Below are 22,968 nucleotides of genomic sequence, written 5' to 3' on the forward strand. Positions count from 1 at the left end.
TTGATCATCCCTGCAAAGACAGGGATCTCTCATTCAATTGATATCAAAATTAATTTGGAGAAGGATCCCTGTATGTATAGCAAGAGTTCTTTATTAATAAAAATAAAATCACTCTCTGAAAGTCGAAGATATTTAAGTTTCTTATTTTTCTTTTTTTTCTGTTCTTCCTTGGCGCTAGCTGCTCCGGCCAAGAAACCGGCTACTTTTACTCAATATTTAACCCAAGAAAAAGCGCATTTAACAAAATCCATTCAGGAAACAAAGCAGCCCATCATGCTTCAAAGTGAGAAAGAGTTTAATGTCAAAATGAAGCAAGTATCCGCCATTCTCTCGATGAGCCGCGTTAAGATTGAAAGCTTGGAAAGTTTTCTCGACCATCAGTATAAAGAACAAAATAATTTAAATCAGCGTTTAAAGCATCTCCAGCAGATGCCAATATCGAAAGAAAATACAACGATTCCTGAGCGCGTAGAAAAAGTAGAAAACCTACTTAACATCAATAAACAAACCACTCAACTCATAATTGAAAATTTAAAGCTTGCCAAAGAATATCAATCATCATTGAATGAAGAGATAAAACACTTGGAGCTGTGGCATTCGAATTTTGTTCTTGAGCAAAAACTAGCGCAAATTAAGGCATTAAAAGAACAACTTAATAAGCGTTTGGCTGTACTTTATGAAACCAATACCAAAAATCAATCCGATAAAAATTCCAGGTCATCAAAACCACTTTCTGCGGCAGATTATGAAGCAATGTTATTAATGAACAATCAAAATATTGCAGCGATTCAAAATCATTTAAATGCTTTAAATATCCAGAAGACCGTAGTAAGAGCAGATATTATTTATCTTAAAAATCCAGATACAAAAAATTTACAATTAATCACTGATATTTATAAAGATGCTATAAATCAATATTCTAAAGTTGAAAAAACAATCCAACAAATAAGCAATTTTCTGAATAATGAAACGAAACTTATTGGTACCCTTAATTTAAAAAAATCGATACGATCGTTACAAGCTACCTTAGCTCTGCAACTTAAAGAGGCGAATGCCCAAAAACAACTGCTCATTAAGAATTTGTCTGATTATCAAGCCCAGCTTAAGAAATTAATGTCTGCTCGACAAACTCTTGCGGATTACAATATTAGCAGTTGGCCTATTATCCTTAATAAAATTGCAGCGATTCCCGGTTTATTTTATAAATACATCAACACATTGAGTTTAAAAGTATACGATAGCTATTTATGGTTAAGTCCTTTATCTATGGTGATCTTATGGGGTGGATTTGTCTTTATAGCCGGTTTTTTCTTCATGATAAGCCGTTTTTTAAGAACGCTTCGTAGAGATAAAGAGCGCTCCCGTCTAACCGGTTATCTATATGATGGTATTTTGGTTTTAGTGCAAAGAAACATACCTTATTTTTGTATCGTTTCTATGTTATGGGCATTGCTCTATGTAACCCATATTTCCTTTTCTAATTATCAGTTGTTGTTTAAATTAATTGCAGTATGGTTTACTTTTAAGATTTTAATCTTGATAGCGCGCTTAGTGTTACTAGAGCGAATTACTGACTCATCAGGTAAGGATGTCAAACTTTATTACCGTTTAAAATGGTTATTACTTTTTGGTGGATGGACTACAGCTTTAATGACCCTCGGTCATTCATTACCCTTATCGATACTGCTTCAAGACATATTTAACCGTTTATTTATGCTCTTTATTTTAACGGTGTCCTTGGTGATATGGAAAAGTAAGGACGTCATTCCGTATCTTCTTCGTCCATTATTAAAAAGTCAAAAAAGATACGTTAAAAATGCAATTTCTTTATTGGTGATCCTTGTACCCATAACATTATTTACTACTGCTGTAATCGGCTTATTAGGATTTATCAATTTAGCATGGAATATGAGTCAATATCAGGCCTATGCTTTACTTGTTCTCGTGGGTTACATCCTTTCAAGAGGCCTGTTATTCGATGCTTTGGAATTGTTTTCAGAATTAATGATTTCCTCGTTGCGTAATGGATGGTTATGGGTAGAGGTTTTTTTAAAACCCTTAGATAAAATTCTGCGGATTCTATTACTTGTTGCGAGCATGTTGGTTCTTTTTCAATTATTTGGCTGGCATTCTGATTCGTGGGTTATGATCAGCTTGGGTAAATTTGCGCAATATACCATTGTTAATATCCCAGGTATCCATATCACTATCACCAGTACAATAGGGTTTTTTATTCTACTTGCAGTATGTGTTTGGGCTGCCAAATGGACGCGTGAATTTTGTTATCGTTGGTTGTATAAAAATGCTAAAGATGCTGGGATAAGAAATAGTCTTTCGGTCTTTAGTCAATATGCAATAGTTCTTTTAGGTGGCTTTGTTTCTCTCCATGTGCTTGGATTTGATTTTAGCGGTATGTCAATGATTATCGGGGGACTTGCAGTTGGTATGGGATTTGGTTTACGTGATTTTGCCAGCAACGTTGTTGGTGGTCTCATGTTACTTGTTGAGCGGCCTGTACGAGAAGGGGATTTAGTTACAGTAGGAGAACATGAAGGACGTGTTTCTCATATTGGCATTCGGTCTATGAGAGTTTCTTCTTGGGACAATATGGAAGTATTGATTCCTAATGCAGAAACATTTAATAAGCCTTTTACTAACTGGACACATCAGGACGGTATTGTCAGAACAGTTATTCCTATAAAAGTCAGTCGTTCTGATGATCCCGTAATGATTCAGCAACTAATACAGGATATTTTGGCAACGACCCCAGAAATTGTTGGCGATCCACCGGCTCAAGTGTTTCTTAAAAAAATTGATGAAGCCTTGCTTGAGTTTGAGGTTCGGTATTTCATTAATGTGCAAATACATACTCGAATTGAAGTCCAATCTAAAGTATTGTTTGCCATAATGACACAGTTTAAAGCAGCAAATATTAAACCGCCTATAGAACCGATTTCCATTGAAATTAAAGAGGGACAAGGTGATCTCATCTCTAAAAAACAGAGCACCGAAAACTGAAGCGGAATTACTTGAACGCTGCTCCAGCATTGCTGGTCTTAGTTTTGCACAACTTGCTTTAAGTCTAGGCTTATCTATTCCAGCTAATCCAAATCAGCGAAAAGGGTGGGTCGGCCAGGCCATTGAGTTAGCTTTAGGCACTGATGCCCAAAATAAATCATTGCCTGACTTCAAACTTCTCGGCGTAGAACTTAAAACACTTCCTTTAAATCAATCTGGAAAACCCACCGAATCGACATTCATTACCTCTATTCCTCTGTTAACAATTCATAGACAAGAATGGAAGACCTCCCAATGCTACATTAAATTAAAACGAATTCTGTGGGTTCCCGTAGAAGGAGATACAGACATTCCATATCCACAAAGAAGGATTGGAGAAGGATTTATATGGTCACCAGATGGATTACAAGAGAGTATTTTAGAAGCAGATTGGAATTATTTGTCTTTACAAATCGGTACTGGGCATCTTGAAAGCGTCGATGCAAAAGAAGGGGAGTATTTGCAAGTACGGCCTAAAGCCGCAAATGGAAAATCTTTATGTTACGGTTATGATATTCAAGGCAATAAAATCAAAACCCTACCGCGCGGGTTTTATTTAAGAAGTAGTTTCACTACAAAAATTTTATCGTCAGTGTAGGTAAAGTATAGAGGAGCTGGCGTCATCCCAAGTTTGGCGAGGGATCTCTGATCGTAACACGAGTGCTATATCCAAGAGGTCCCTCGGTAAAATCGTAATAGTAAAAAATCCCTTATTGCTGCGTTTCACCCAGGATACAATTGACACCAGCTGCAAGTCTATTACTCAGACTTTGAATGTCCTAAGCTAAGTACTGATGGCAACATCCCTTTTATTTGCTCCACAGGTTGCTGTACTTTGGCAATTAAAAGTTCTCTAAAATGAGAGTCTGTTGCGAAGTAACGAACGGCACTCTCTACACCTTTATATATACCCACATCAAGTTCTCGGCGCTCTACACTGGCTTTTAAATCTTGAAGACGATTAAGATCAACATCGGTTTTAGGTGCAGAAAAGAGTGAATAAGCATGATAGAAACCACTCCAAATAGAAGTTTTAGTTTCTTCTGCCGAAGTTACTTTTTTCCATACGCACATAAATTCAGTAGGGCAGAGTGGGGCCATTAATTTAATCATACGTTGGACATCCGAGTTGGAGAGTATTTCGGTATTATCGGTTCCATCATATTCAGGTTGATTTTTCTTCAAGCACCAGTTGTAAATTAACTTCATTTCGTCGAGTTGATTATGGAAGTCAGCGAGGCTAAAATTTTGGAGAATATAACCAGCAGCGCCACAATACAGAAACATACTTAGGAAGTACTTCGCAAATTCGGGGATCGGTAGAAGAAACCCTGCAAGCCAAGAGCCACCCCAAGCGGTTAGTCCAGTACTCATTCCTTGGAAAAGATACATGAGATTGGCATTGTACTCGAAGTCATTTATGTATTTCTTTAATGCAGCTTGTTGTTTCTCATCATTGACATTAAATGGTGTGGAAGTTAGTGATCTTAGTGCTTCCGCACGGTCTTTTTTTGCTTTTTCAACAGCGCTCATTCCATCAACAGTAAGTTTGCCCACAATACTCTCTCCTTGAAAAAAATAACAATAAAAACCCTTTTCATCCTACCTGAAAAAACAGGAATTATGCTATCGTTTTTTTTACAAAAAGTATGTTTTAAGCAAAATAAGTATAATAAGTACTATCCTGTCTCATACAAATAATGGTTATGTAGCATATAAGACATAGAGACCTGGGATGGACCTTGGTCCAACAAAACTTCCTAATGCATTTGACTAATCAAATTAGAGCTAGGGTCCAACCCATATCAATTTCAGTTTTCAAAAAACACTAAATAGCCAGAAGTTGAAGCAAAAATAATTACGCAGTATATTGGATGATTACTCATAAAAATTAAGGACGATTATTATGAGCATTCCTTTAGAATTAATAAAAAAATATTTAATTCAGTATATACCGGAAAATAAATCCGATGGTGAAGTTATTTTATCGGTTGGTGAAAGTTTATTACTTGTTATGGATGCCTGTATTCAAGCAAAGGTTGATTTGGCGATCATCGATCAATTAAATCTGCTTTATATTGAAGGGATTAAGTCACAAGAGGAATTTGGTTTTATTAAAGAAATTCGGGGAATATTATTATCTAAAAAATATACGGTTAAATCCGATCCTATTACTATTAATGAAGATCCCACTCGACGCTATTTTGAAACACAACTTGCTTATTATCTTCTTCAAAATAATGCAGAAGATCTGAATCAAAGCGAATTAATTGAGTTTACTAAAAATTTAAAAAAGCGTTTATTTGCTTTACCTACCCCTGATAAGACTCATATTAAAAAAGCAGAAAAAATTCTTAAAGGAGAGATGGATTCAATACTTAATAAATATGAAACGGAATATGCACAAATAATCTGTATGTTAGCCAAAAATAATTTTTACGGTTTATCTAAAAAGGCCTGTGCAAATTTGTTGGAAATTGCGTGCAGTACGAGTTTGTCCACATTAAATACTCAGATTGATCAAACGATGCCGGTTGATTTTTGTAGTGATACTGTATTTACCATGGGTATGGATGGAAGAGGAAGAATAATTAAAAAGGATCATGATAAAGTACGAACGACTGCAAAAGGTTTAATGAAATCCACCTCACCACTTCCTCTGTATCATGATGTAGTCAATGCCGTAGATGCTCGCTATGATGAAAAAACAAAAGAACAAACTGTATCACCTTTTCAACGCTCCGCAGATCAAGCAAGTTTCATGATAGAAAGCCAATGGACACAGTTTTTATTTTCACGAATGACACAACCATATTCTAACGGTATTTCCAGCACTACATTGGCTCAAATTAGGAATATGATATTAGAGAAACGTTTAGGTCACATTTATCATAAGGGTTCATTTCAAAAATATATGACTGCATTTGCTGCTCTGATGGTATACAACAGTGGTGGCCATTCTTTTTTTGAGGTTTTTGAAGTATTTAAACTTCCATTGTGCCGTGAATTGATTGAAGATGAGCCTGGATTAGTAAAAGCTTTAGAAGAAGATAAGATGATGTACAAATGGCTTTGCCTGGACCAAAGTGATGCCTATGAAAAAGCATTGTATGCGACACGAAATTATTTGCATGTTATTTTATCTAAAAAAATCAGTAACGCTGAATTTAAAAAGAAACGTATACCCGTTTTAAGCGCCCCCCAAGAACAAATGACGCTGCATTCTGCAGTAGTGTATCTAGACTTGCATGATCTTGAACAATTGATTCATACTCTGGGCAGAGAAAATATAGATACTCCAAATTACAAAGATTGGACTGCGCTTATGGTCGCTTCTCAAATGGGTAAGACCGAACACGTAAAAATGCTTCTTACTGCCGGTGCGAATATCCAAAAACAAGTAGATGGACTTTCATCCCTAGAACTTGCTATCAAAAACAGCCATTTTAAAACCACAGAAGTTTTATTAAATGGAGGTGCTGTAGTAAAAAGAGCACAAAAAGCTAAAGGAGGTTTGAAAGCAAGGGTTCCCGCTTTATATCTTGCCTGCAGACAGGCTGATGTGAGTATTTTAAAGTTATTATTGGAACAAAAAGTACTCAACATTGATGATAAAAAAGAAGCCGTACTTTGTGCTTTGAAAATTGAGAATTTCGACGCATTAACAGTCATCATAAATCAAATCACCAAGGAAGAAAGACATAAATTTTTTAATGAAAAGTATAAATTCAAACTATTAAAAGAGGCGGTAAAATTAGGTAATACCCAATTAATTAAGGGGATACTGCAATTTGATATTTTTCCTTCTTTTGAACAAATAGACTGCCAATCTTTATTAAACGTGGCGGCAGAAAAGGGTTATTTACCTACTGTAGAATTGCTATTGAAGCTTTATTTTCAGCATTTAGATAAACAAAAAGGCAGTCAAGAAATGCTTTTCTCAATAAATCTTGATCCGATACTTTGTACGGCCTTAGAACATAGTCATTTTAAGTTAAGTACTTATTTAATGATGCGAGGAGCAAATATCGATTTGGTCTCATCGAAAATAGAGCATCTCGATGAATTTGCAAAATATATAAAAAATAGCGAACATCGTGATTTATTTTATATTCAAGAGTTGGCCTCAGATAGTGTTTCTATACACTTGAAAGAAGATTTATTCTTGTCTCGCTTAAAACAGGAACAGAACGAAGCAGCTTTTACAATGCCACCTAAAAGTCATATTGAGTCTTCTACTTCCAGTTATACGCTTAGTTTTTTTAGTGATAGGGAAAAATCACAAAAAAATCAAAATGATATTACTCTAAATTCGGTGATAACTATGTGAATCAAAAATGGCTTTATTTGACAAACGCGGCAATAATAACTAATCTTAATTGTGCAATGCAACATAAGGAGATGCTATGAAGAACCAATTTTTTGAGCAAAAGATTTTTAACAATATGGATAATCCAATGCAAAAACTAATGGAACTGAACGTTAAAATGATGCAGAACTTATCTTTAATTAAGCCAATGGATTTATTCAATATAAAAAGACCCGAAGAGTTTTTTAATAAAAATATGGAGCTATTTATCCAAAACAGTCAGATGACTATGAATTATATGAGAGAAACCTTCAATATCCTTGAGCGGCAATGGTTAAATATTTCTCGTGATATGGATCAACGTGCGAACGAGATGATGGACGAAACTTCATCGTTCATGACAAAAAGCACAAAAAAAGTTGCTACCGCAGCTAAAACTGCAGCAAAAAAAGCATCTTCCTCTGCAAAAAAAGCCGCATCTACTGTGAAAAAGGCATCTTCATCTGCCCCAAAAGCGGCAACATCGGCTGCGAAAAAAGTATCTTCACCAACCAAAAAAGCCGCGGCGCCTGCTGCGAAAAAAGTATCTTCATCTACAAAAATGGCAAATACGAAAAAGAACGTCAAGGTAACCGCTTCTCAAAGTAAAACAACTCCTGCCGTAAAAGCAAAACAAGAATCTAGAAAACCTGAATCCAAACCCACTATAATGCATTCTACTGCACCAATGAGTCATAATGCGCCCATCAATCAAAGTGCGGCAAAGCCTACGAGTATGACTGGCAGTAGTAACATGTCACAAGTAGGTGCTATGGCCGAAAAAAGTGGTGCTAAGGATATAAATATCCAAAATATAGGAAAGGGTAATCCTATGCCAAACCAATTTCCTAAAAGATAATTATCATAGCTTATGAGCCCTGCGCATCATCAGGGCTTTTATATCACTCATTACCTCTATTTCGTAAGTTAGAGAGTTATTACTCTCGAGTTTTCGACAACCGTGCGTGACTAAAGACAGGGTTATTGTTTAGCCTATAGCCTCGAAGATTTTAAAGTTTGTATCAATTTTTAGTTTGGAACATGGGGTGAAATATCAGCACCAAAAAGCTCATAGCATAAAGCATCTTAGTGGGGACGGCCCGGGGTTGGCTCAGGTTTATTTTGAACCAGTTGACCAATAATTTGCGGGGATCATCTGGACCATCCCGATATTTACCCTTGCTGGTGGAGCTTTTAGCCCTTTGCAGCTTGACGTAAATCAAGATCTGGGTTGTAGAGATTTTCTCAACTTTTCATTATCAAATGTACGGCCATTATTTAGTATATATTTCGTACAAAAATAATCAAATAAGTCGTTTTACTTACGAGTTTGGAAACTCTGAAACGCAAAGGCCTCGAACCTGTAAATTCGTTATAATCATTCGTTTTCATGAGAGACTGCAAATTGTTGGAGCAGAAGCAGATCAGATTCTGCCGGAAGCGTTTTATTAATCATCAATTATTAAGCTGTATATTTTTTTGCCTGGCACCTTTATTCGCTTAACTTGAAGGGCATTACTTGACTCAAATCAGGCAGCATGGAGTGTAATTTTTTTGCCACAGAATACAGCAATAAGTCATTTCCTTGAGCAGCCCCCATTTGTACTGATATCGGAAGCTGATTATGGAACATAACTGGCAGGGTCATCGCCGGTAAGCCCGCTTGGTTAAACAATGAGGTAAAAGGAGAAAATTCCACATTTTTTTGTAAATAATGCTCAAATTCATCATGAGTACTTAATTCTCCTATAAGTAATGGAAGCTTTGCTAAAGCAGGCGTTAGTACTAAATCATTTTGATTGAGTAACTGATGAAGGGGCTGAATGAGCTGGTATAAATGACTCTTGGCAATTAAATACTCACAAGCAGAAAGTTTCTTTCCTCGTTGATAAAATTCCCATGTGACAGGTTCAAGTTCATCACGCGTTGCTTTTTTCCTTGATTGAATTTCTTGGATTTTAATAACAGTAGATGTATTTGCGGCAATAAGGGTTATCACACAATCACCGATAGTTTGAAGATCTAATGCCAAACTTTTTCTTTGTATTGTATGACCTAAACTTTTTAACAATTCCTCAACTATGCGTACCGCTTCAAGGCATGGTTCTGCAACAGGTACTGGTGCAAAAACGCCATCTAAATATATTATGTTTAATTTTCTATTTGGAATAAGTGGATGGACTCGAGATTGATCCGCCAATTGCTTGAATAATGCCTCAGAATCTCGTAAAGAGCGAGTTAACACAAAATTTACTGCTAAGCCAGACCATAATTCATCGGTTAAAGGACCTGTTGGAGTTAAGCCCCTAGTTGGTTTAAAACCGAATAAGCCACAACATGCAGCAGGAATCCTAATGGAGCCACCTCCATCACTTGCTGTAGCGATGGGCGCAATACCTGCAGCAATTGCAGCAGCAGCCCCCCCAGAAGATCCTCCTGTAGTTCTATTAAGATCATAAGGATTGTGACATGGTCCTAATAATGCAGACTCAGTAACATAGGAAAGGCCTAACTCTGGTGTATTTGTTTTAGCAAAAGGAATGAAACCTAATGAAATCATCTTACTTACTAAATCACTGGTGATTTGAGGAATATTTTTAGCAAAAAAACGTGATCCTTCAGTACCTCGTATTCCCGCAATGGGTTGCCCCAAATCCTTTATTAATAGAGGAACACCATAATAGGGCTCATCACCATGAAGAGTGGTGAGACATTTTTTTGCAAAATCGGAACAGTCACTCACTACCGCATTGAGTGTTGTATTGACGTCATTTATCCGCGAAAGAGCACAATTCAACGCTTCATGGGGACTAATTTCGCGTGTTTTAATTCGTTTTGCCAGTTCGGTTGCATCACAACATAGATATTCTTTTAATAACATTTCTTGCCCGTTCGGATTAAGAATTCACGAATAATAATTATTGATTCTGCATTAAAACAGGATCTGTTGCGGCTCCTACTACCCTGGAAAAATGTCGTGATTTTAAATGCTTTGTCGATGTACGCTGTATTGCGTATTCTAAAATCACGACATTTTGGCTCAGTCTAGCGAATTGTCAAAACAGATCCCAGGATACTTCGTTTATTCTTCATGACAGCTTTTAAATTTCTCTTCCATTTTTTCTTCCACTTTTTTCATTCTATTTTGAAGTTCTGTTTTTTGTTGTGGGTTAAGTACTGCATAAATTTGATTCTTAGCTGTGATCTTAGCTTTCATCATGTCGCCGATCAGTTTTGTCTTTTTATCAATTAAACTGTCAACTGTTGATTGATCCATATTAGCCGATTCAGCTTGTTGATTGAGTTGGTCATGTAAGCCCTTCATTTGAGCTGCATCATTTTGTATTGTTGATTTTAGTTGCTCTAAAATAGGTTTTATCTTAGATTTTTGGCTGTCATCGAGTTTTAATGATTCAACCATATTTTTTAATCCTTCCCCGCAGCCCCAAGAATGGGCTAGTACTACTGGGCTAAGTGCTAACGTAAAAGTAAATGCAGCTGCTTGTATGATTTTCTTATACATGATAAGTCCCTTCCTTAGTTAAAATGATTAAAACCATAGGTAAGTATAGATGCTTTAAATGATTTTTGTGAAAAATAAATGAGATAAAAAAAAGCTTTTTGAGCTATGACGAATCCATGGTTCAAATTTTTTATTTTTTGTTTTGCAAATATATTTTACATTCTTCTACTGATAATGGATGGTAATAATAAAAGCCTTGGATTCCATCAATACCTTGTTCCCGTAGAAAGTGAAGTTGTGATTCATACTCAACGCCTTCAGCAACAACCTTTATATTTAACTTATGTGCGATTGTTGCAATTGCTTTAATAATCGTTTGATCTAAATAATCATTATCACAGTTATTAATAAACGCTTTATCGATTTTTATTTTTTTCACGGGTAAATGTTTTAAATAAGATAAACTGGAATAACCAGTACCAAAATCATCTATCACTAAACTAATATCCATTTCTTTTAATAAATTAATTTCTTTATATAACTTATCACTGTATTCAATGAACACAGATTCTGTGATTTCCAATTCAATAGAGGATGTATCAAGTTGATTTTCAGCCAAAGCATCAGCAATAATTTTACTGAGTGAATGTCGAATAAATTGAACGGTGGATATATTAATCGCAATAGGCCCAGAGAGTATTTTTTTATCTTGCCAGTTTTTCGCCTGACGGCATACATTTTTAATAATCCATTCACTCACTGGAATAATTAATGGGCTTTTTGATATAGGCGCGGTTTTTTGGACGAAAAAAGGTAATTTTTAAGAGCTATTCTTCTAAGTAACAGAGGAGAATAGAATGAGCAAAAAAAGAAACTATTACACGGCATCAAAAAAATCAAAGATAGCAGTTGCGGCAATTGAAGGAAAATTGACTCAGGCTCAACTGACCAGCGAATACGGTGTGCATCCTACCCAAATTAAAGCATGGAAGCAAACAGCATTGCAGGCTATTTCAGATGCTTTTTCCAATTCTCATGATAAGGATAAAAAAGAGCAAGCCGAGCTTGTTGGTGCTTTGTATGAGGAAATTGGTCGACTTCAAGCCCAATTATCATGGTTAAAAAAAAAGACTGCCACTGAGCTTGGATGAAAAGCGTAAGCTGATTGATAGCAACGCTGAAATATCAATCCGAGAACAATGCATGCTACTCGGATTGAGTATTTCCAGTTATTATTACAAAGCGTCTCCTATATCAGCAGAGGACGAGCGGCTCATGGCGCTGTTAGACGAGCATTATCTCCAGTATCCATGTGAAGGTAAAGTGAAGCGCGCACAATGGTTGTCCCTTGAAGTTGGCTATCCTGTTGGTAAACGACGCATCAAGAGACTCATGGAGGCTATGGGATTAGAAACCGTCTACCCAAAGCCAAATACAAGCGTTCCCAATAAAGAGCACACCGTGTACCCCTATCTATTACGTGACATCGATATCACTAAGCCTAATCAGGTCTGGGCTGCTGATATTACCTACGTGCGTATGAAGGGAGGCCATGTTTACTTGGTTGCCATCATGGACTGGTATAGTCGGTATGTGCTTCAATGGGCGGTGTCCCCAACATTAGAAGCAGAATTTTGTGTAGAGGCGCTAAAAAACGCGTTATTACAGGGGCGGTGTGATATTTTTAATACCGATCAGGGTGCTCAGTTCACGTCTAATGATTGGATCAATACCTTGAAGGCCCACAAAATCTCTATCAGTATGGATGGGCGCGGCCGATACCTCGATAATATTTTCATAGAACGTTTATGGCGCAGTGTTAAGCAAGAAAAACTCTATCGGTATGATTTCGAAACAATCGAAGAGATAGAGCTGGAATTAGCTGAGTATTTTGAATATTATAACAACCGAAGACTCCATCAGTCTTTTGGATATTTAACACCAGCTCAAGTGTATTTCGGACACCCTAGTACGGTTTCTAAAACATAGTTCGGTGTGTCATGGCTTACCCACAGGGTCCACAGGCCTATCCGAGACGATGAAGGCTCTACTGGCCTATGGACTTGTGGATAAGCCATTCTGTGAGAGCAGGAGTTAATAAACCAATTCGGAATAGCTCTTATTTTTCCTGAATTTTGTTCCAGATTACCAGACCTAGATTACTTGGCTCAAGAAAAAGAAAAAATGATAGAGCAAGAAAAGCAAAAATTATCCTCCATAATCAATCAAAATGCGCATGAAGCTTTATTAAACGCCAGCAGGTTTTCTACAAAATTTTTGCTGAATTTTGCTGATATTCATCTTGAAAAAAAATGTATTGATAAAACCCTTGCTGAGTTGTCTTCTTTATCAGATGAGAAAACAACCTTATTACAGCAGGGTTTAAATGAAAATAAAGAGATAATTATTGAGAGTGCATTTCCTTTAGAGGAAGAGCAGAAAAATACGGTAGCTCATACAATACACAATAAATTTGTTGTGCCTATAGTGTTAGTATTTAAACAAAATCCCGATCTGCTTGCAGGATTAAGCATTAAAATAGGACATTTTTTTTTACAAGCCAACTTGCGTGATGAATTAGCCTTTTTTGCGGAAACTGAAAATGAAAAAGGCTAAACAGGGAACACCTACCTTCAGGCACGCTCATCTTGGAGGTGAAGGAACGCCACACAATTTGAGAATGCAGCAGAAGAAGGTGGACTCATATGCTTTTAAGCTACGTATGCAAGAGTTTGGCTCCATTAGTTCTGTTGGTGATGGAATTATCTGGATACAAGGGTTACCTTCAGCTGCAATTGATGAAATTTTGATTGTCGAAGACGGAAGTAGGGCCATGGTTTTCCATCTAACGGAGCATCTGATTGGTGCTATTTTGTTGGAGCAATCGGATACAATTAAAGCATCGATGCGAGTTTTTCATTACAGTCGATCATTAAGTATTCCGGTTGGTGATTGTCTTTTAGGACGAGTTATTGATCCACTAGTGCAACCTCTTGATGGTTATGAAGTACCTCAGTGTCTTGAGTATGGTTTGCTTGATGTTCTTTCACCACCAATAACACATCGTGATTTTATTAATCAGCCTCTTTATACGGGTAACAAGATAATTGACAACCTCATTCCCATTGGCAAAGGACAGCGAGAATTAATTATTGGTGATAATGGCCTAGGTAAAAGTTCGTTAGCGATCGATATTGTTATTAATCAAAAAAATAAAAATGTACGTTGTATTTATGTCTTAATTGGACAAAAAAGATCAACTGTTCTTACCACCATTCAATTGCTAAAGGATGCACAAGCACTTGAATATACAACCGTTGTTGTTGCGGAGGCGTCTGCATTGCCTGGTTTGCATTATCTCGCGCCCTTTAGTGGTTGTGCTGTTGCCGAATATTGGATGAAGAATGGTTGTGATACATTAATTATTTATGATGATTTGAGTGCCCATGCGAATAGTTATCGAGAACTTTCTCTCTTGTTAAGACAACCCCCTGGGAGAGAGGCATTTCCAGCAGATATTTTTCACTTGCATGCACGACTACTTGAGCGTTCGAGCTGTCTCTCTCCCGAACTGGGTGGGGGCACCATGACCGCTTTTCCCATCATCGAAACCAAGGAAGGGGAGATTGCTACGTACATTCCAACCAATTTGATTTCAATTACTGATGGGCAATTATTTTTTAATGAACAGCTTTTTTCAGGTGGATTCTTACCGGCAATAGATATTACCCGCTCTGTCTCACGTATAGGGGGAAGTGCACAACATCCACAAATCAAACGGGAAGCGAGTAAAATCAAACTGGATTATATGCAATTTATTGATTTGGAGGTGTTTACTCGCTTTGGCTCGAAGCTCGATGAAAACATGGAACTTCAGGTCCAGCGTGGACGGATATTACGCGAAATTTTAAAACAAAATCAATTATCCCCACTCCCTATTGAGTTTCAGCTTGCTTGGCTTATTGGATATAACGAGGGTTTTTTTAATGAAATAAAACTTGATGAAATAGCAAAATATTTAAAAAGGATAGAACAACAGCTATCTCACTGTGATTTGACATTAGATACCCCTAGAGAGCAATGGAAAAATAAAGTGTTTAGCTGGTTGAACCAATCATGACAAAAAAAACACGTTTTAAAGCGCACCTGCAAACTCTAAACAAAATTGGTACCATGATGACTGCCATGAGAAATCTTTCATTCATTGAAATGAATAGGGTGACTAAATGTCTTGCGACTCAAGAAAGAATGAATGCAATGATTCAACAGATGGGGAGCGATTTTTTATCAAGTTATCCACAATTACTCACTCAGGTGGAAGTTGTTGAGTCCAATCTTTATATACTTATAGGGGCAGAACGAGGATTTTGTGGGGGGTTTAATGATAATCTTGTACGTTATTTGGAGACACATTTACTTCATCATTCGATAAATAATCCAAAAATTATTATAGTTGGACAAAAATTAGCGGCTAAAATGATAAATGACCAACGAGTAATCCAAGTCATAGCAGGTCCAAATACAGTAGATGAAATTTCAAATATTATTTTAAATGTAATTAATGCATTAACTTTGGTTTTTACTCAGCTCAAGATCAGTTCATGGAATATAGTTTTTAATAAGAAAATTAAAACTAGGGTAGAAGCTACCGTTAAACAACCTTTTATGGAGTTTAGAAATATAAAACAATCTGATTTTACCATTTCACCTCAGCTCAATTTATCTCACCAACAATTCATGATTGAGTTTATGAATCAGTACGTTTTCTTTATGTTGTATTCACTTTTTTATCAATCGTTTTTTGCTGAAAACTATAATCGTGCAAATCACTTAGATAGCGCTTTAGAACGGTTACGAAAAAAAGTGACTTGTCTTACGCATAGTATTAACTTATTACGACAAGAGGAAATTAATCTAGGTCTGGTAATCTGGAACAAAATTCAGGAAAAATAAGAGCTATTCCGAATTGGTTTATTAACTCCTGCTCTCACAGAATGGCTTATCCACAAGTCCATAGGCCAGTAGAGCCTTCATCGTCTCGGATAGGCCTGTGGACCCTGTGGGTAAGCGCGCCAGCAACTACATAATTTAATAATTATCTCCGTTTCGTCATACTCTGCAACATCAATTTAGAGAGGAGAGTACGATGAATATATCCCCACAAATTATATCCCCCCAAGAAACAGATGGCACGAAAGAACAGAGATGGATGGAGCATGTAACGCATCAAAAAGAAAGTGGTTTGTCGCGAGTAACGTACTGTCGAAAGCATCAATTAAACTACCATCAATTTGGCTATTGGGAGCGAAAGTATCGGGAAGAAATAGCTTCATCCAAATTAGTACCGATTCAATTAAATAAGCTGACACAAAGAGCTCCAGAGACAGTATGCACCTTGGTATTGAACAATGGGCATGAGCTAAAAATTCACGACCAGACTTTATTGCCAATGTTGTTGTCCTTGTGGGGTTAGCCATGTTTTTATCATTTAATGCAAGCATATGGCTCTATCCAAAGCCTATTGATTTTAGGCGACAAATTGATGGACTGGTGATGTTGATTTCCGACCATCTTCAGTTGAACCCCACATCAGGGCAAATTTTTCTTTTCAGAAACCGCCAAGCCAATAAAATAAAAATGCTGTGGTGGGAGCGAAATGGGTTTTGGCTCTGTTATAAGCGATTGGAGCAAGGAAAACTAAAATTTCCCAAACACGATGACGCGGTCATGAGCCTTACCAATGACCAATTAAGCTGGCTGCTCTCAGGATTGGATTTTGCAAAACACACATTGTTGCCGGAAGTATTGGCTACGAATTTCTATTAGAAATAATTTACAAAAAACGATTAATTTGTTTTTAAAATCAACGTAATGTGATATAATTGACTCAGCAAACAGGTGCCATTTCAACATGATGTACGAAGAAAAAATAGAGCAATTAAGTAACGAAATACTCGCATTAAAAGCAGAGCTTGCTCTATCTCAAGCACGCAATGAACACTACGCGGAAGCCTATGATTCTTTAAAAGCACAAATCATGGAGCTACGCCGTCACCGTTTTGGCAAGCGCTCTGAGCGTTATATTGACCCTGAAAATCCTCAGCTGTCTTTGTTTGAAAATAATCAGAGCATTTTTTCTCAGGCTGAAGCAAGCGGTGAGCAGACCGAAGAAATGACACCAGTGGCTGCCCATACAAGAAAGAAGAATAAAAAAGCGCAGAAAGAACTACCCCGTCGCATTGAAATTATTCCGGTATCTGATGAAGACAAGCAATGTGCCTGTGGTGCATGCAAAACAGTGATTCGTTATGAAACCAAAGAGCTACTGCATTACCAACCTTGCGTCATCGAAATTGTGGAGCAACGACGTGAAGTAGTTGCTTGCACTAAAGGATGCGAGAATCAAATCGTAACCGCAGCAGCGCCCAAACAAATTCTCCCCAAAATTAAAGCAACAGAAGAGTTTTTATCATTCCTGGTGGTCAGCAAGCTGGATGACAGGCAACCACTGTACCATCTGGAGCGACAACTCAGCGAACGACATGGTATTGATTGCTCACGCCAAACCATGGCGCGCTGGCTCATTGAGTTAATGACACCACTGCGTCCCATTTATAATCTGTTGAAAGACAGTGTGATTGAGTATGATGTGGCCAGTTGTGATGCAACGACCTTGCAGGTCTTGCATGAGCCTGGAAGAAAAGCAGAAACCAAATCCTATGTGTATTGCATTCGGGGTGGACCACCGGATAAATCCGTTATTCTTTATGACTACAACGATGTGGAGCACAAACAATTTATTTACGATTGGTTTGTCGGATTCAATGGCTATTTACATGTCGATGGTGACAATTTTTTTGAACTTGTGGGTAGCAGCAATGCGCACATTGTCAATTGCAACGCGCATGCGCGCAGAAAATTTGAACCTATTGCCCAATCTAATAAAGGCAAAGGCATTGCCAAAGAAGCCATGCGCTTTTTTAAAGAGCTTTATAAAATAGAGCGTGAGGCTAAAAATAATCAACTGAATCCAGACCAACGTCACCAGTTGCGTCAGGAAAAATCCAAACCACTCATGGAAGCCTTTAATACATGGGTTGATAAGGTCTATCCTACAACTTTGCCCCAATCACCGCTTGGGAAAGCACTCAATTACTGTGTTAAATATAGAGATGGACTGATGCGCTTTTTAGATGATGGGCGTCTGGAAATCGATAACAATCTTACTGAACAAGAAATCAAACCCTTGGTCATTGCTCGAAAGAACTTCTTGTTTTGCGCCTCTGTTGAAGGTGCTGAGGCCTTGTGTTTACACTTCAGTATCATCAGAACGGCTAAATTACACAATCTCGACCCTTATCATTACTATGTCATGTTGTTAAAGAACGCTCCTCTTTGCAACAGTGTTGATGATTATGAAAAACTGTTGCCTTGGAATATTGGCTTAGATTATACCCCTAAGTTGTAAATTGTAAGCCTGTGGTTCTTGGAGCGCTTACCCCTGTGGGTAAGCCATGACACACCGAACTATGTTTTAGAAACCGTACTAGGGTGTCCGAAATACACTTGAGCTGGTGTTAAATATCCAAAAGACTGATGGAGTCTTCGGTTGTTATAATATTCAAAATACTCAGCTAATTCCAGCTCTATCTCTTCGATTGTTTCGAAATCATACCGATAGAGTTTTTCTTGCTTAACACTGCGCCATAAACGTTCTATGAAAATATTATCGAGGTATCGGCCGCGCCCATCCATACTGATAGAGATTTTGTGGGCCTTCAAGGTATTGATCCAATCATTAGACGTGAACTGAGCACCCTGATCGGTATTAAAAATATCACACCGCCCCTGTAATAACGCGTTTTTTAGCGCCTCTACACAAAATTCTGCTTCTAATGTTGGGGACACCGCCCATTGAAGCACATACCGACTATACCAGTCCATGATGGCAACCAAGTAAACATGGCCTCCCTTCATACGCACGTAGGTAATATCAGCAGCCCAGACCTGATTAGGCTTAGTGATATCGATGTCACGTAATAGATAGGGGTACACGGTGTGCTCTTTATTGGGAACGCTTGTATTTGGCTTTGGGTAGACGGTTTCTAATCCCATAGCCTCCATGAGTCTCTTGATGCGTCGTTTACCAACAGGATAGCCAACTTCAAGGGACAACCATTGTGCGCGCTTCACTTTACCTTCACATGGATACTGGAGATAATGCTCGTCTAACAGCGCCATGAGCCGCTCGTCCTCTGCTGATATAGGAGACGCTTTGTAATAATAACTGGAAATACTCAATCCGAGTAGCATGCATTGTTCTCGGATTGATATTTCAGCGTTGCTATCAATCAGCTTACGCTTTTCATCCAAGCTCAGTGGCAGTCTTTTTTTTTAACCATGATAATTGGGCTTGAAGTCGACCAATTTCCTCATACAAAGCACCAACAAGCTCGGCTTGCTCTTTTTTATCCTTATCATGAGAATTGGAAAAAGCATCTGAAATAGCCTGCAATGCTGTTTGCTTCCATGCTTTAATTTGGGTAGGATGCACACCGTATTCGCTGGTCAGTTGAGCCTGAGTCAATTTTCCTTCAATTGCCGCAACTGCTATCTTTGATTTTTTTGATGCCGTGTAATAGTTTCTTTTTTTGCTCATTCTATTCTCCTCTGTTACTTAGAAGAATAGCTCTTAAAAATTACCTTTTTTCGTCCAAAAAACCGCGCCTATATCAAATTACTCAAGAAATTCAAAATATTATGCTAAGTACGCGAATTATTTTAGAAGAAATCCATAATGAAATAAGTAGTTGAATTGGAGAAACTACCTTCGCCTCCTGACTGGATATGCTAAAGCGTTATACTGGAAATGAGTTGAGTATTTACAACCATGCTTACAGTGAATAGTGTCTATGTTATATGGCAAATTTTGGTGTTTCAGATGATATTTCGGCTTCAGCATCTGATTTTATTTCATGATCATAAGTCTTTTGAATTAAGGCAGCCTCATTTTTCGCTTCACTTGTAGCAATCTCCAATTCTAGTGGTGACAATTGTAAATATTTTTGTGATCGGAGTAATGCTTGTGAAAAACTGGTTATTTGTCCATTACTGGCTTCTGATAATGTTTTTCCCTGATATGCATTGTTGAGCATTGAATTAGAGTATGACTCCAATCTTTTAGCAACACTTATTGCTTGAAATGATAGAAGACGTAAATTAAGCCCAACTAGGCTGGGTTGATTTTGGTATTTGAGTAATTCTTGGTAAGTATTTGCCAAGAGTAAATAACCCGGTGATAAATAGTATTTTGCAGCGACTTGAGCATAGAGTATGGCTTTTCTAGCAATTTCTTCATTGAATTCATCTTTTAATAAATCTAATCCACCCTGGCATAGGGCGTTTAAGGCAAAAAAACACCCATAGAGACCTGATGCTGTTAAATACTCTTCTGCATCTCTATAAAATTCATCTGTGCGTTCTTTATCTTTAAAAGTCTTCCTATAAATCTCATAGAGATATAGCCCTTTTAATAGATCAAAACATGAGGGTACGGTGCACATTGGTTGATATTCATGAACTGGCATACCATTTTGTTCCGCACTGTCTTTAGGGTTAACGCCACAAAGACGCCATAAATCTTCCCAGTGTGATTTTAATTCAGGTGATTTACAGATTTTATCAATTTCTGGATTCATCATTGCAAGCTTGAACAGTACGTCATGATCGAGATTTTTAATGACTCGATAAAAAAAACCGGCGTTCAGGTTATCTTTTAAGGTCAAAATTTTAATTTGTTGGTTTTTTTCTCGATCATTTAACTCAAGAAACTTAGCTAGTTTCATGCTTACTTCCAATTGAAATGAGTATATACTGATAGTAAGTTACTGATTCTTTTACAAATAAGAACATAAGAAGACACTTATGATCTAATTTCAGTAATTAATTGTACACCGTATTCTTCATTTTCCACAGTATCTTTGGTGGTTTTTGCAGCTGTAGCTGATGAAATAAAGATACTCGCGTCTTCTGTTTCTCGTTGAGTACCCATCCAAGATAAGAGTTGGGATTTGGATTTACCAGCGTCATGTATGCCTGCTTTAGCGGTACTGTCCATCTTCTTCAATATCAAGTGCGCATGTCCTTTAATTTCAATAATAGTGTCCAGTTTGTGTTTCTTCAAAAGTTCTAGAATCATTGAATGAGATGCGCCACTGGTACTCGATTTTCTTGCTTTTAATAAGTCATCTACAAAATTCGCAACAATGGTTTTTTCAATTCCGGCCTTTTCGAGATAGTTTATAATGAGTTGATGGCTATCAATATTCGCATTGATGCTTGTTGGATTAATGCCACTCCAAAAATTATAACACTTGATTTGTGCTCGGGTAGGAGGCATTGAGCCAGGACCTACGTCACCACCAATATTTTCTGAATGGAGCCATTTCCAGGTTGCATCCATATATTCCTTTTCTCGAACGGCCATTGCAGCTGCACCGAAGAAAATTACTTTTTTATCCGCTGAGCATACATTAAGTACCATGCCATTTTTGTCATAGTTAAGTGATAGATCAGTTTCAACTTCCCGGCAAATGTTTCTATTAACTTTGTCATCTTGTCCGACAGAGTATATCAATTGGTCACATTCAATTTCAAAAGTAGGTGCTTTGGAATTATTTGTTTTAAAAAATAATAATAGTTTGCCGCTAGGCTTTGGTTCGATTTTAATTAACTCAGCTTCCATCAATTCGCTACGTGATTTTGCAGTGTATAAGGCCGTAGTAGCAAGCTTACCGGTGCCTGCTTTCTCAAATTGTTTTGCTATCCAAACAACAGAGTTTTTTTGATTTTCTTTACAGAATGCCCGATCCTCAGTACGAATATCATGACCAAAAAATCCTTTTCTGTAACATGCAGCTGCGGTTCCACCACCTCCATAGATCACAATTTTTCTGGGTTCCTTTCCGTGTTCTTCTGTATCCGATAAAATGAATTGATTGCCATCTACGACGGGAGTAAATCCCTTACGAGGATCAATTTGGTTAAGGATATGGAATTCATTCTGTGTTAGTAACGTGCCTGAAAGTAAGTTTCGTGCAGGACCGAGGCCAGTACAAATATTTAATTCATTGGTATAGATATTTTTTATTCCATCAGGAGTTTTCACTACTAACCGATATTCCTGATCTGGAACTTTCCAATCCATATGATTAGTTCTTTTTTCAATCATTAATACGGTCGCACGCAACAATGGCGCCTCAGTCAAGGCAAGGGTTGCTTGATTCGCCTGATAGACGTGTCGACCATTGGCATGAGGATTTTTTCGATAATAATCTGATGGTAAATATATAGATGGATTTTCTTTGGCAGTTGTGCGCTCAAGTATACTGTGCGGTTGTGCAAGGGTATAATCATGTTTCCAACTTCCTGAATGTTCACCGAGCATGAGCACGGAAGGAAGTTCTCCATTTGCTAATTGGGCCTGGCAGGTTCCATGATGTGCTTTGAATTTTTCAAGCCAGAGTGTTGTTCCAGTATCACCTGAACCTATAATGACTTGCGGAACGATAGCGAATTCTTTATCTTTTAATACACGCAAGATGTCTTGATTGATTTTCTTTTTTTTCAGATGAAGTAATTCAAGTCGATCATAACCTTTTGTAACTTTAGTCAAATCATCTTCAACTGAGTCAGTGGTTGATTCCAAAGTGTTTTTTTTGTTTCTAGCCAAGATAAGCTTGGTCATAAGCTCTTCTTTTAATGTTATTTTAAATACATATATGTCACTGTAGGTTGCTATCGCTTTTTTTAATATTTGAAAACATTGCTGGGAAGTATATTTTTCTTTGAAAATTTGCGGATTTAAACGAATTTGTTCAATGAGTTTGTCAAAATTAGCTATTAAATCCTGGGTGGTAGAGATGCGATTATGATTTAACACTTTACAAATATAATTTATTTCATTTTGTCTTATATCTTGGGGAACAGCATCTTTACCCATTATTTACCTCATCATTATGGATGTTATTCGAACATATAGCTCGTAATTTTATCAAAAGAGTATTAAGGGAGTATTAATAGTACTTAGTGGATAAATATT

At 37.3% G+C, this 22,968-nt stretch carries 20 protein-coding genes; 12 read left to right on the forward strand and 8 right to left on the reverse strand.

Annotation, left to right across the window (positions count from 1 at the left end):
* The first annotated feature begins 72 nt into the window (after positions 1-72).
* Together OQJ26_RS16130 and mutH are read left to right on the forward strand one after the other, a co-directional pair.
* The gene (locus OQJ26_RS16130) at positions 73-3,018 is read left to right on the forward strand and encodes a mechanosensitive ion channel domain-containing protein (protein WP_416209967.1); all 2,946 of its coding nucleotides are present in this window, start codon (positions 73-75) and stop codon (positions 3,016-3,018) included.
* A complete protein-coding gene (gene mutH, locus OQJ26_RS16135) occupies positions 2,981-3,655 on the forward strand; it encodes a DNA mismatch repair endonuclease MutH (protein WP_265704750.1) in 675 nt (224 codons plus the stop codon). Before OQJ26_RS16130 ends, mutH begins: the two co-directional genes overlap by 38 nt.
* 161 nt (positions 3,656-3,816) lie before the next feature.
* Here mutH and OQJ26_RS16140 read toward each other — a convergent pair whose 3' ends face one another.
* Positions 3,817-4,614: a hypothetical protein gene (locus OQJ26_RS16140; protein ID WP_265704751.1), complete on the reverse strand. Its 798-nt coding sequence runs from the start codon at positions 4,612-4,614 to the stop codon at positions 3,817-3,819.
* Positions 4,615-4,963: 349 nt separating this feature from the next.
* Between OQJ26_RS16140 and OQJ26_RS16145 the strand changes: the two genes are divergently transcribed.
* Together OQJ26_RS16145 and OQJ26_RS16150 are read left to right on the forward strand one after the other, a co-directional pair.
* Positions 4,964-7,387: an ankyrin repeat domain-containing protein gene (locus tag OQJ26_RS16145; protein ID WP_265704752.1), complete on the forward strand. Its 2,424-nt coding sequence runs from the start codon at positions 4,964-4,966 to the stop codon at positions 7,385-7,387.
* A gap of 76 nt (positions 7,388-7,463) precedes the next feature.
* The gene (locus OQJ26_RS16150; RefSeq protein ID WP_265704753.1) at positions 7,464-8,264 is read left to right on the forward strand and encodes a hypothetical protein; all 801 of its coding nucleotides are present in this window, start codon (positions 7,464-7,466) and stop codon (positions 8,262-8,264) included.
* 633 nt (positions 8,265-8,897) lie between these two features.
* Here the strand turns inward: OQJ26_RS16150 and OQJ26_RS16155 are convergent.
* From OQJ26_RS16155 to OQJ26_RS16165, 3 genes are all read right to left on the reverse strand, one after another.
* Positions 8,898-10,286, reverse strand: coding sequence for an amidase (locus OQJ26_RS16155; RefSeq protein ID WP_265704754.1), 1,389 nt, complete (start codon positions 10,284-10,286; stop codon positions 8,898-8,900).
* A gap of 201 nt (positions 10,287-10,487) precedes the next feature.
* The gene (locus OQJ26_RS16160; RefSeq protein WP_265704755.1) at positions 10,488-10,928 is read right to left on the reverse strand and encodes a Spy/CpxP family protein refolding chaperone; all 441 of its coding nucleotides are present in this window, start codon (positions 10,926-10,928) and stop codon (positions 10,488-10,490) included.
* Positions 10,929-11,058: 130 nt separating this feature from the next.
* Entirely contained in the window at positions 11,059-11,655 is a 597-nt protein-coding gene (locus tag OQJ26_RS16165) for an EAL domain-containing protein (RefSeq protein ID WP_322783975.1), read from the reverse strand.
* A 70-nt stretch (positions 11,656-11,725) separates the two neighbouring features.
* On the opposite strand from OQJ26_RS16165, the gene OQJ26_RS16170 reads away from it, so the two are divergent.
* The 8 genes from OQJ26_RS16170 (at position 11,726) to tnpC (ending at position 18,336) form a co-directional block, all read left to right on the forward strand.
* Positions 11,726-12,019 (forward strand): hypothetical protein, encoded by a 294-nt coding sequence (locus OQJ26_RS16170; protein WP_065235619.1) that lies wholly within the window; start codon positions 11,726-11,728, stop codon positions 12,017-12,019.
* Positions 12,012-12,857, forward strand: coding sequence for an IS3 family transposase (locus OQJ26_RS16175; protein WP_082650874.1), 846 nt, complete (start codon positions 12,012-12,014; stop codon positions 12,855-12,857). The genes OQJ26_RS16170 and OQJ26_RS16175 overlap by 8 nt, the downstream gene beginning before the upstream one ends.
* A gap of 174 nt (positions 12,858-13,031) precedes the next feature.
* The gene (locus OQJ26_RS16180) at positions 13,032-13,484 is read left to right on the forward strand and encodes a F0F1 ATP synthase subunit delta (protein ID WP_265704757.1); all 453 of its coding nucleotides are present in this window, start codon (positions 13,032-13,034) and stop codon (positions 13,482-13,484) included.
* 64 nt (positions 13,485-13,548) lie between these two features.
* Positions 13,549-14,988 (forward strand): F0F1 ATP synthase subunit alpha, encoded by a 1,440-nt coding sequence (locus OQJ26_RS16185; RefSeq protein ID WP_322783976.1) that lies wholly within the window; start codon positions 13,549-13,551, stop codon positions 14,986-14,988.
* Positions 14,985-15,821 carry a F0F1 ATP synthase subunit gamma gene (locus tag OQJ26_RS16190; protein ID WP_265704759.1) on the forward strand — a complete coding sequence of 279 codons (837 nt, stop codon included), beginning with the start codon at positions 14,985-14,987 and terminating at the stop codon, positions 15,819-15,821. Before OQJ26_RS16185 ends, OQJ26_RS16190 begins: the two co-directional genes overlap by 4 nt.
* Positions 15,822-16,014: 193 nt before the next feature.
* Positions 16,015-16,341 carry an IS66 family insertion sequence element accessory protein TnpA gene (tnpA, locus tag OQJ26_RS16195; protein ID WP_265702306.1) on the forward strand — a complete coding sequence of 109 codons (327 nt, stop codon included), beginning with the start codon at positions 16,015-16,017 and terminating at the stop codon, positions 16,339-16,341.
* Between the two features lie 2 nt (positions 16,342-16,343).
* Positions 16,344-16,694 (forward strand): IS66 family insertion sequence element accessory protein TnpB, encoded by a 351-nt coding sequence (gene tnpB, locus OQJ26_RS16200; protein WP_265702305.1) that lies wholly within the window; start codon positions 16,344-16,346, stop codon positions 16,692-16,694.
* An 85-nt stretch (positions 16,695-16,779) separates the two neighbouring features.
* Positions 16,780-18,336: an IS66 family transposase gene (gene tnpC / locus OQJ26_RS16205; protein WP_265702303.1), complete on the forward strand. Its 1,557-nt coding sequence runs from the start codon at positions 16,780-16,782 to the stop codon at positions 18,334-18,336.
* A gap of 59 nt (positions 18,337-18,395) precedes the next feature.
* On the opposite strand, the gene OQJ26_RS16210 is transcribed toward tnpC, so the two are convergent.
* From OQJ26_RS16210 to OQJ26_RS16225, 4 genes are all read right to left on the reverse strand, one after another.
* Positions 18,396-19,241 (reverse strand): IS3 family transposase, encoded by an 846-nt coding sequence (locus OQJ26_RS16210; protein ID WP_082650874.1) that lies wholly within the window; start codon positions 19,239-19,241, stop codon positions 18,396-18,398.
* Positions 19,234-19,527: a hypothetical protein gene (locus tag OQJ26_RS16215; protein ID WP_065235619.1), complete on the reverse strand. Its 294-nt coding sequence runs from the start codon at positions 19,525-19,527 to the stop codon at positions 19,234-19,236. The genes OQJ26_RS16210 and OQJ26_RS16215 overlap by 8 nt, the downstream gene beginning before the upstream one ends.
* A 256-nt stretch (positions 19,528-19,783) precedes the next feature.
* Entirely contained in the window at positions 19,784-20,713 is a 930-nt protein-coding gene (locus tag OQJ26_RS16220; protein ID WP_265704760.1) for a DUF5630 domain-containing protein, read from the reverse strand.
* A 77-nt stretch (positions 20,714-20,790) separates the two neighbouring features.
* Positions 20,791-22,869, reverse strand: a complete 2,079-nt coding sequence (locus OQJ26_RS16225; RefSeq protein ID WP_265704761.1) for a hypothetical protein — start codon at positions 22,867-22,869, stop codon at positions 20,791-20,793.
* Positions 22,870-22,968 lie beyond the last annotated feature (99 nt).

The sequence above is a fragment of the Legionella sheltonii genome (genome assembly GCF_026191355.1).
Classification (GTDB): domain Bacteria; phylum Pseudomonadota; class Gammaproteobacteria; order Legionellales; family Legionellaceae; genus Legionella; species Legionella sheltonii.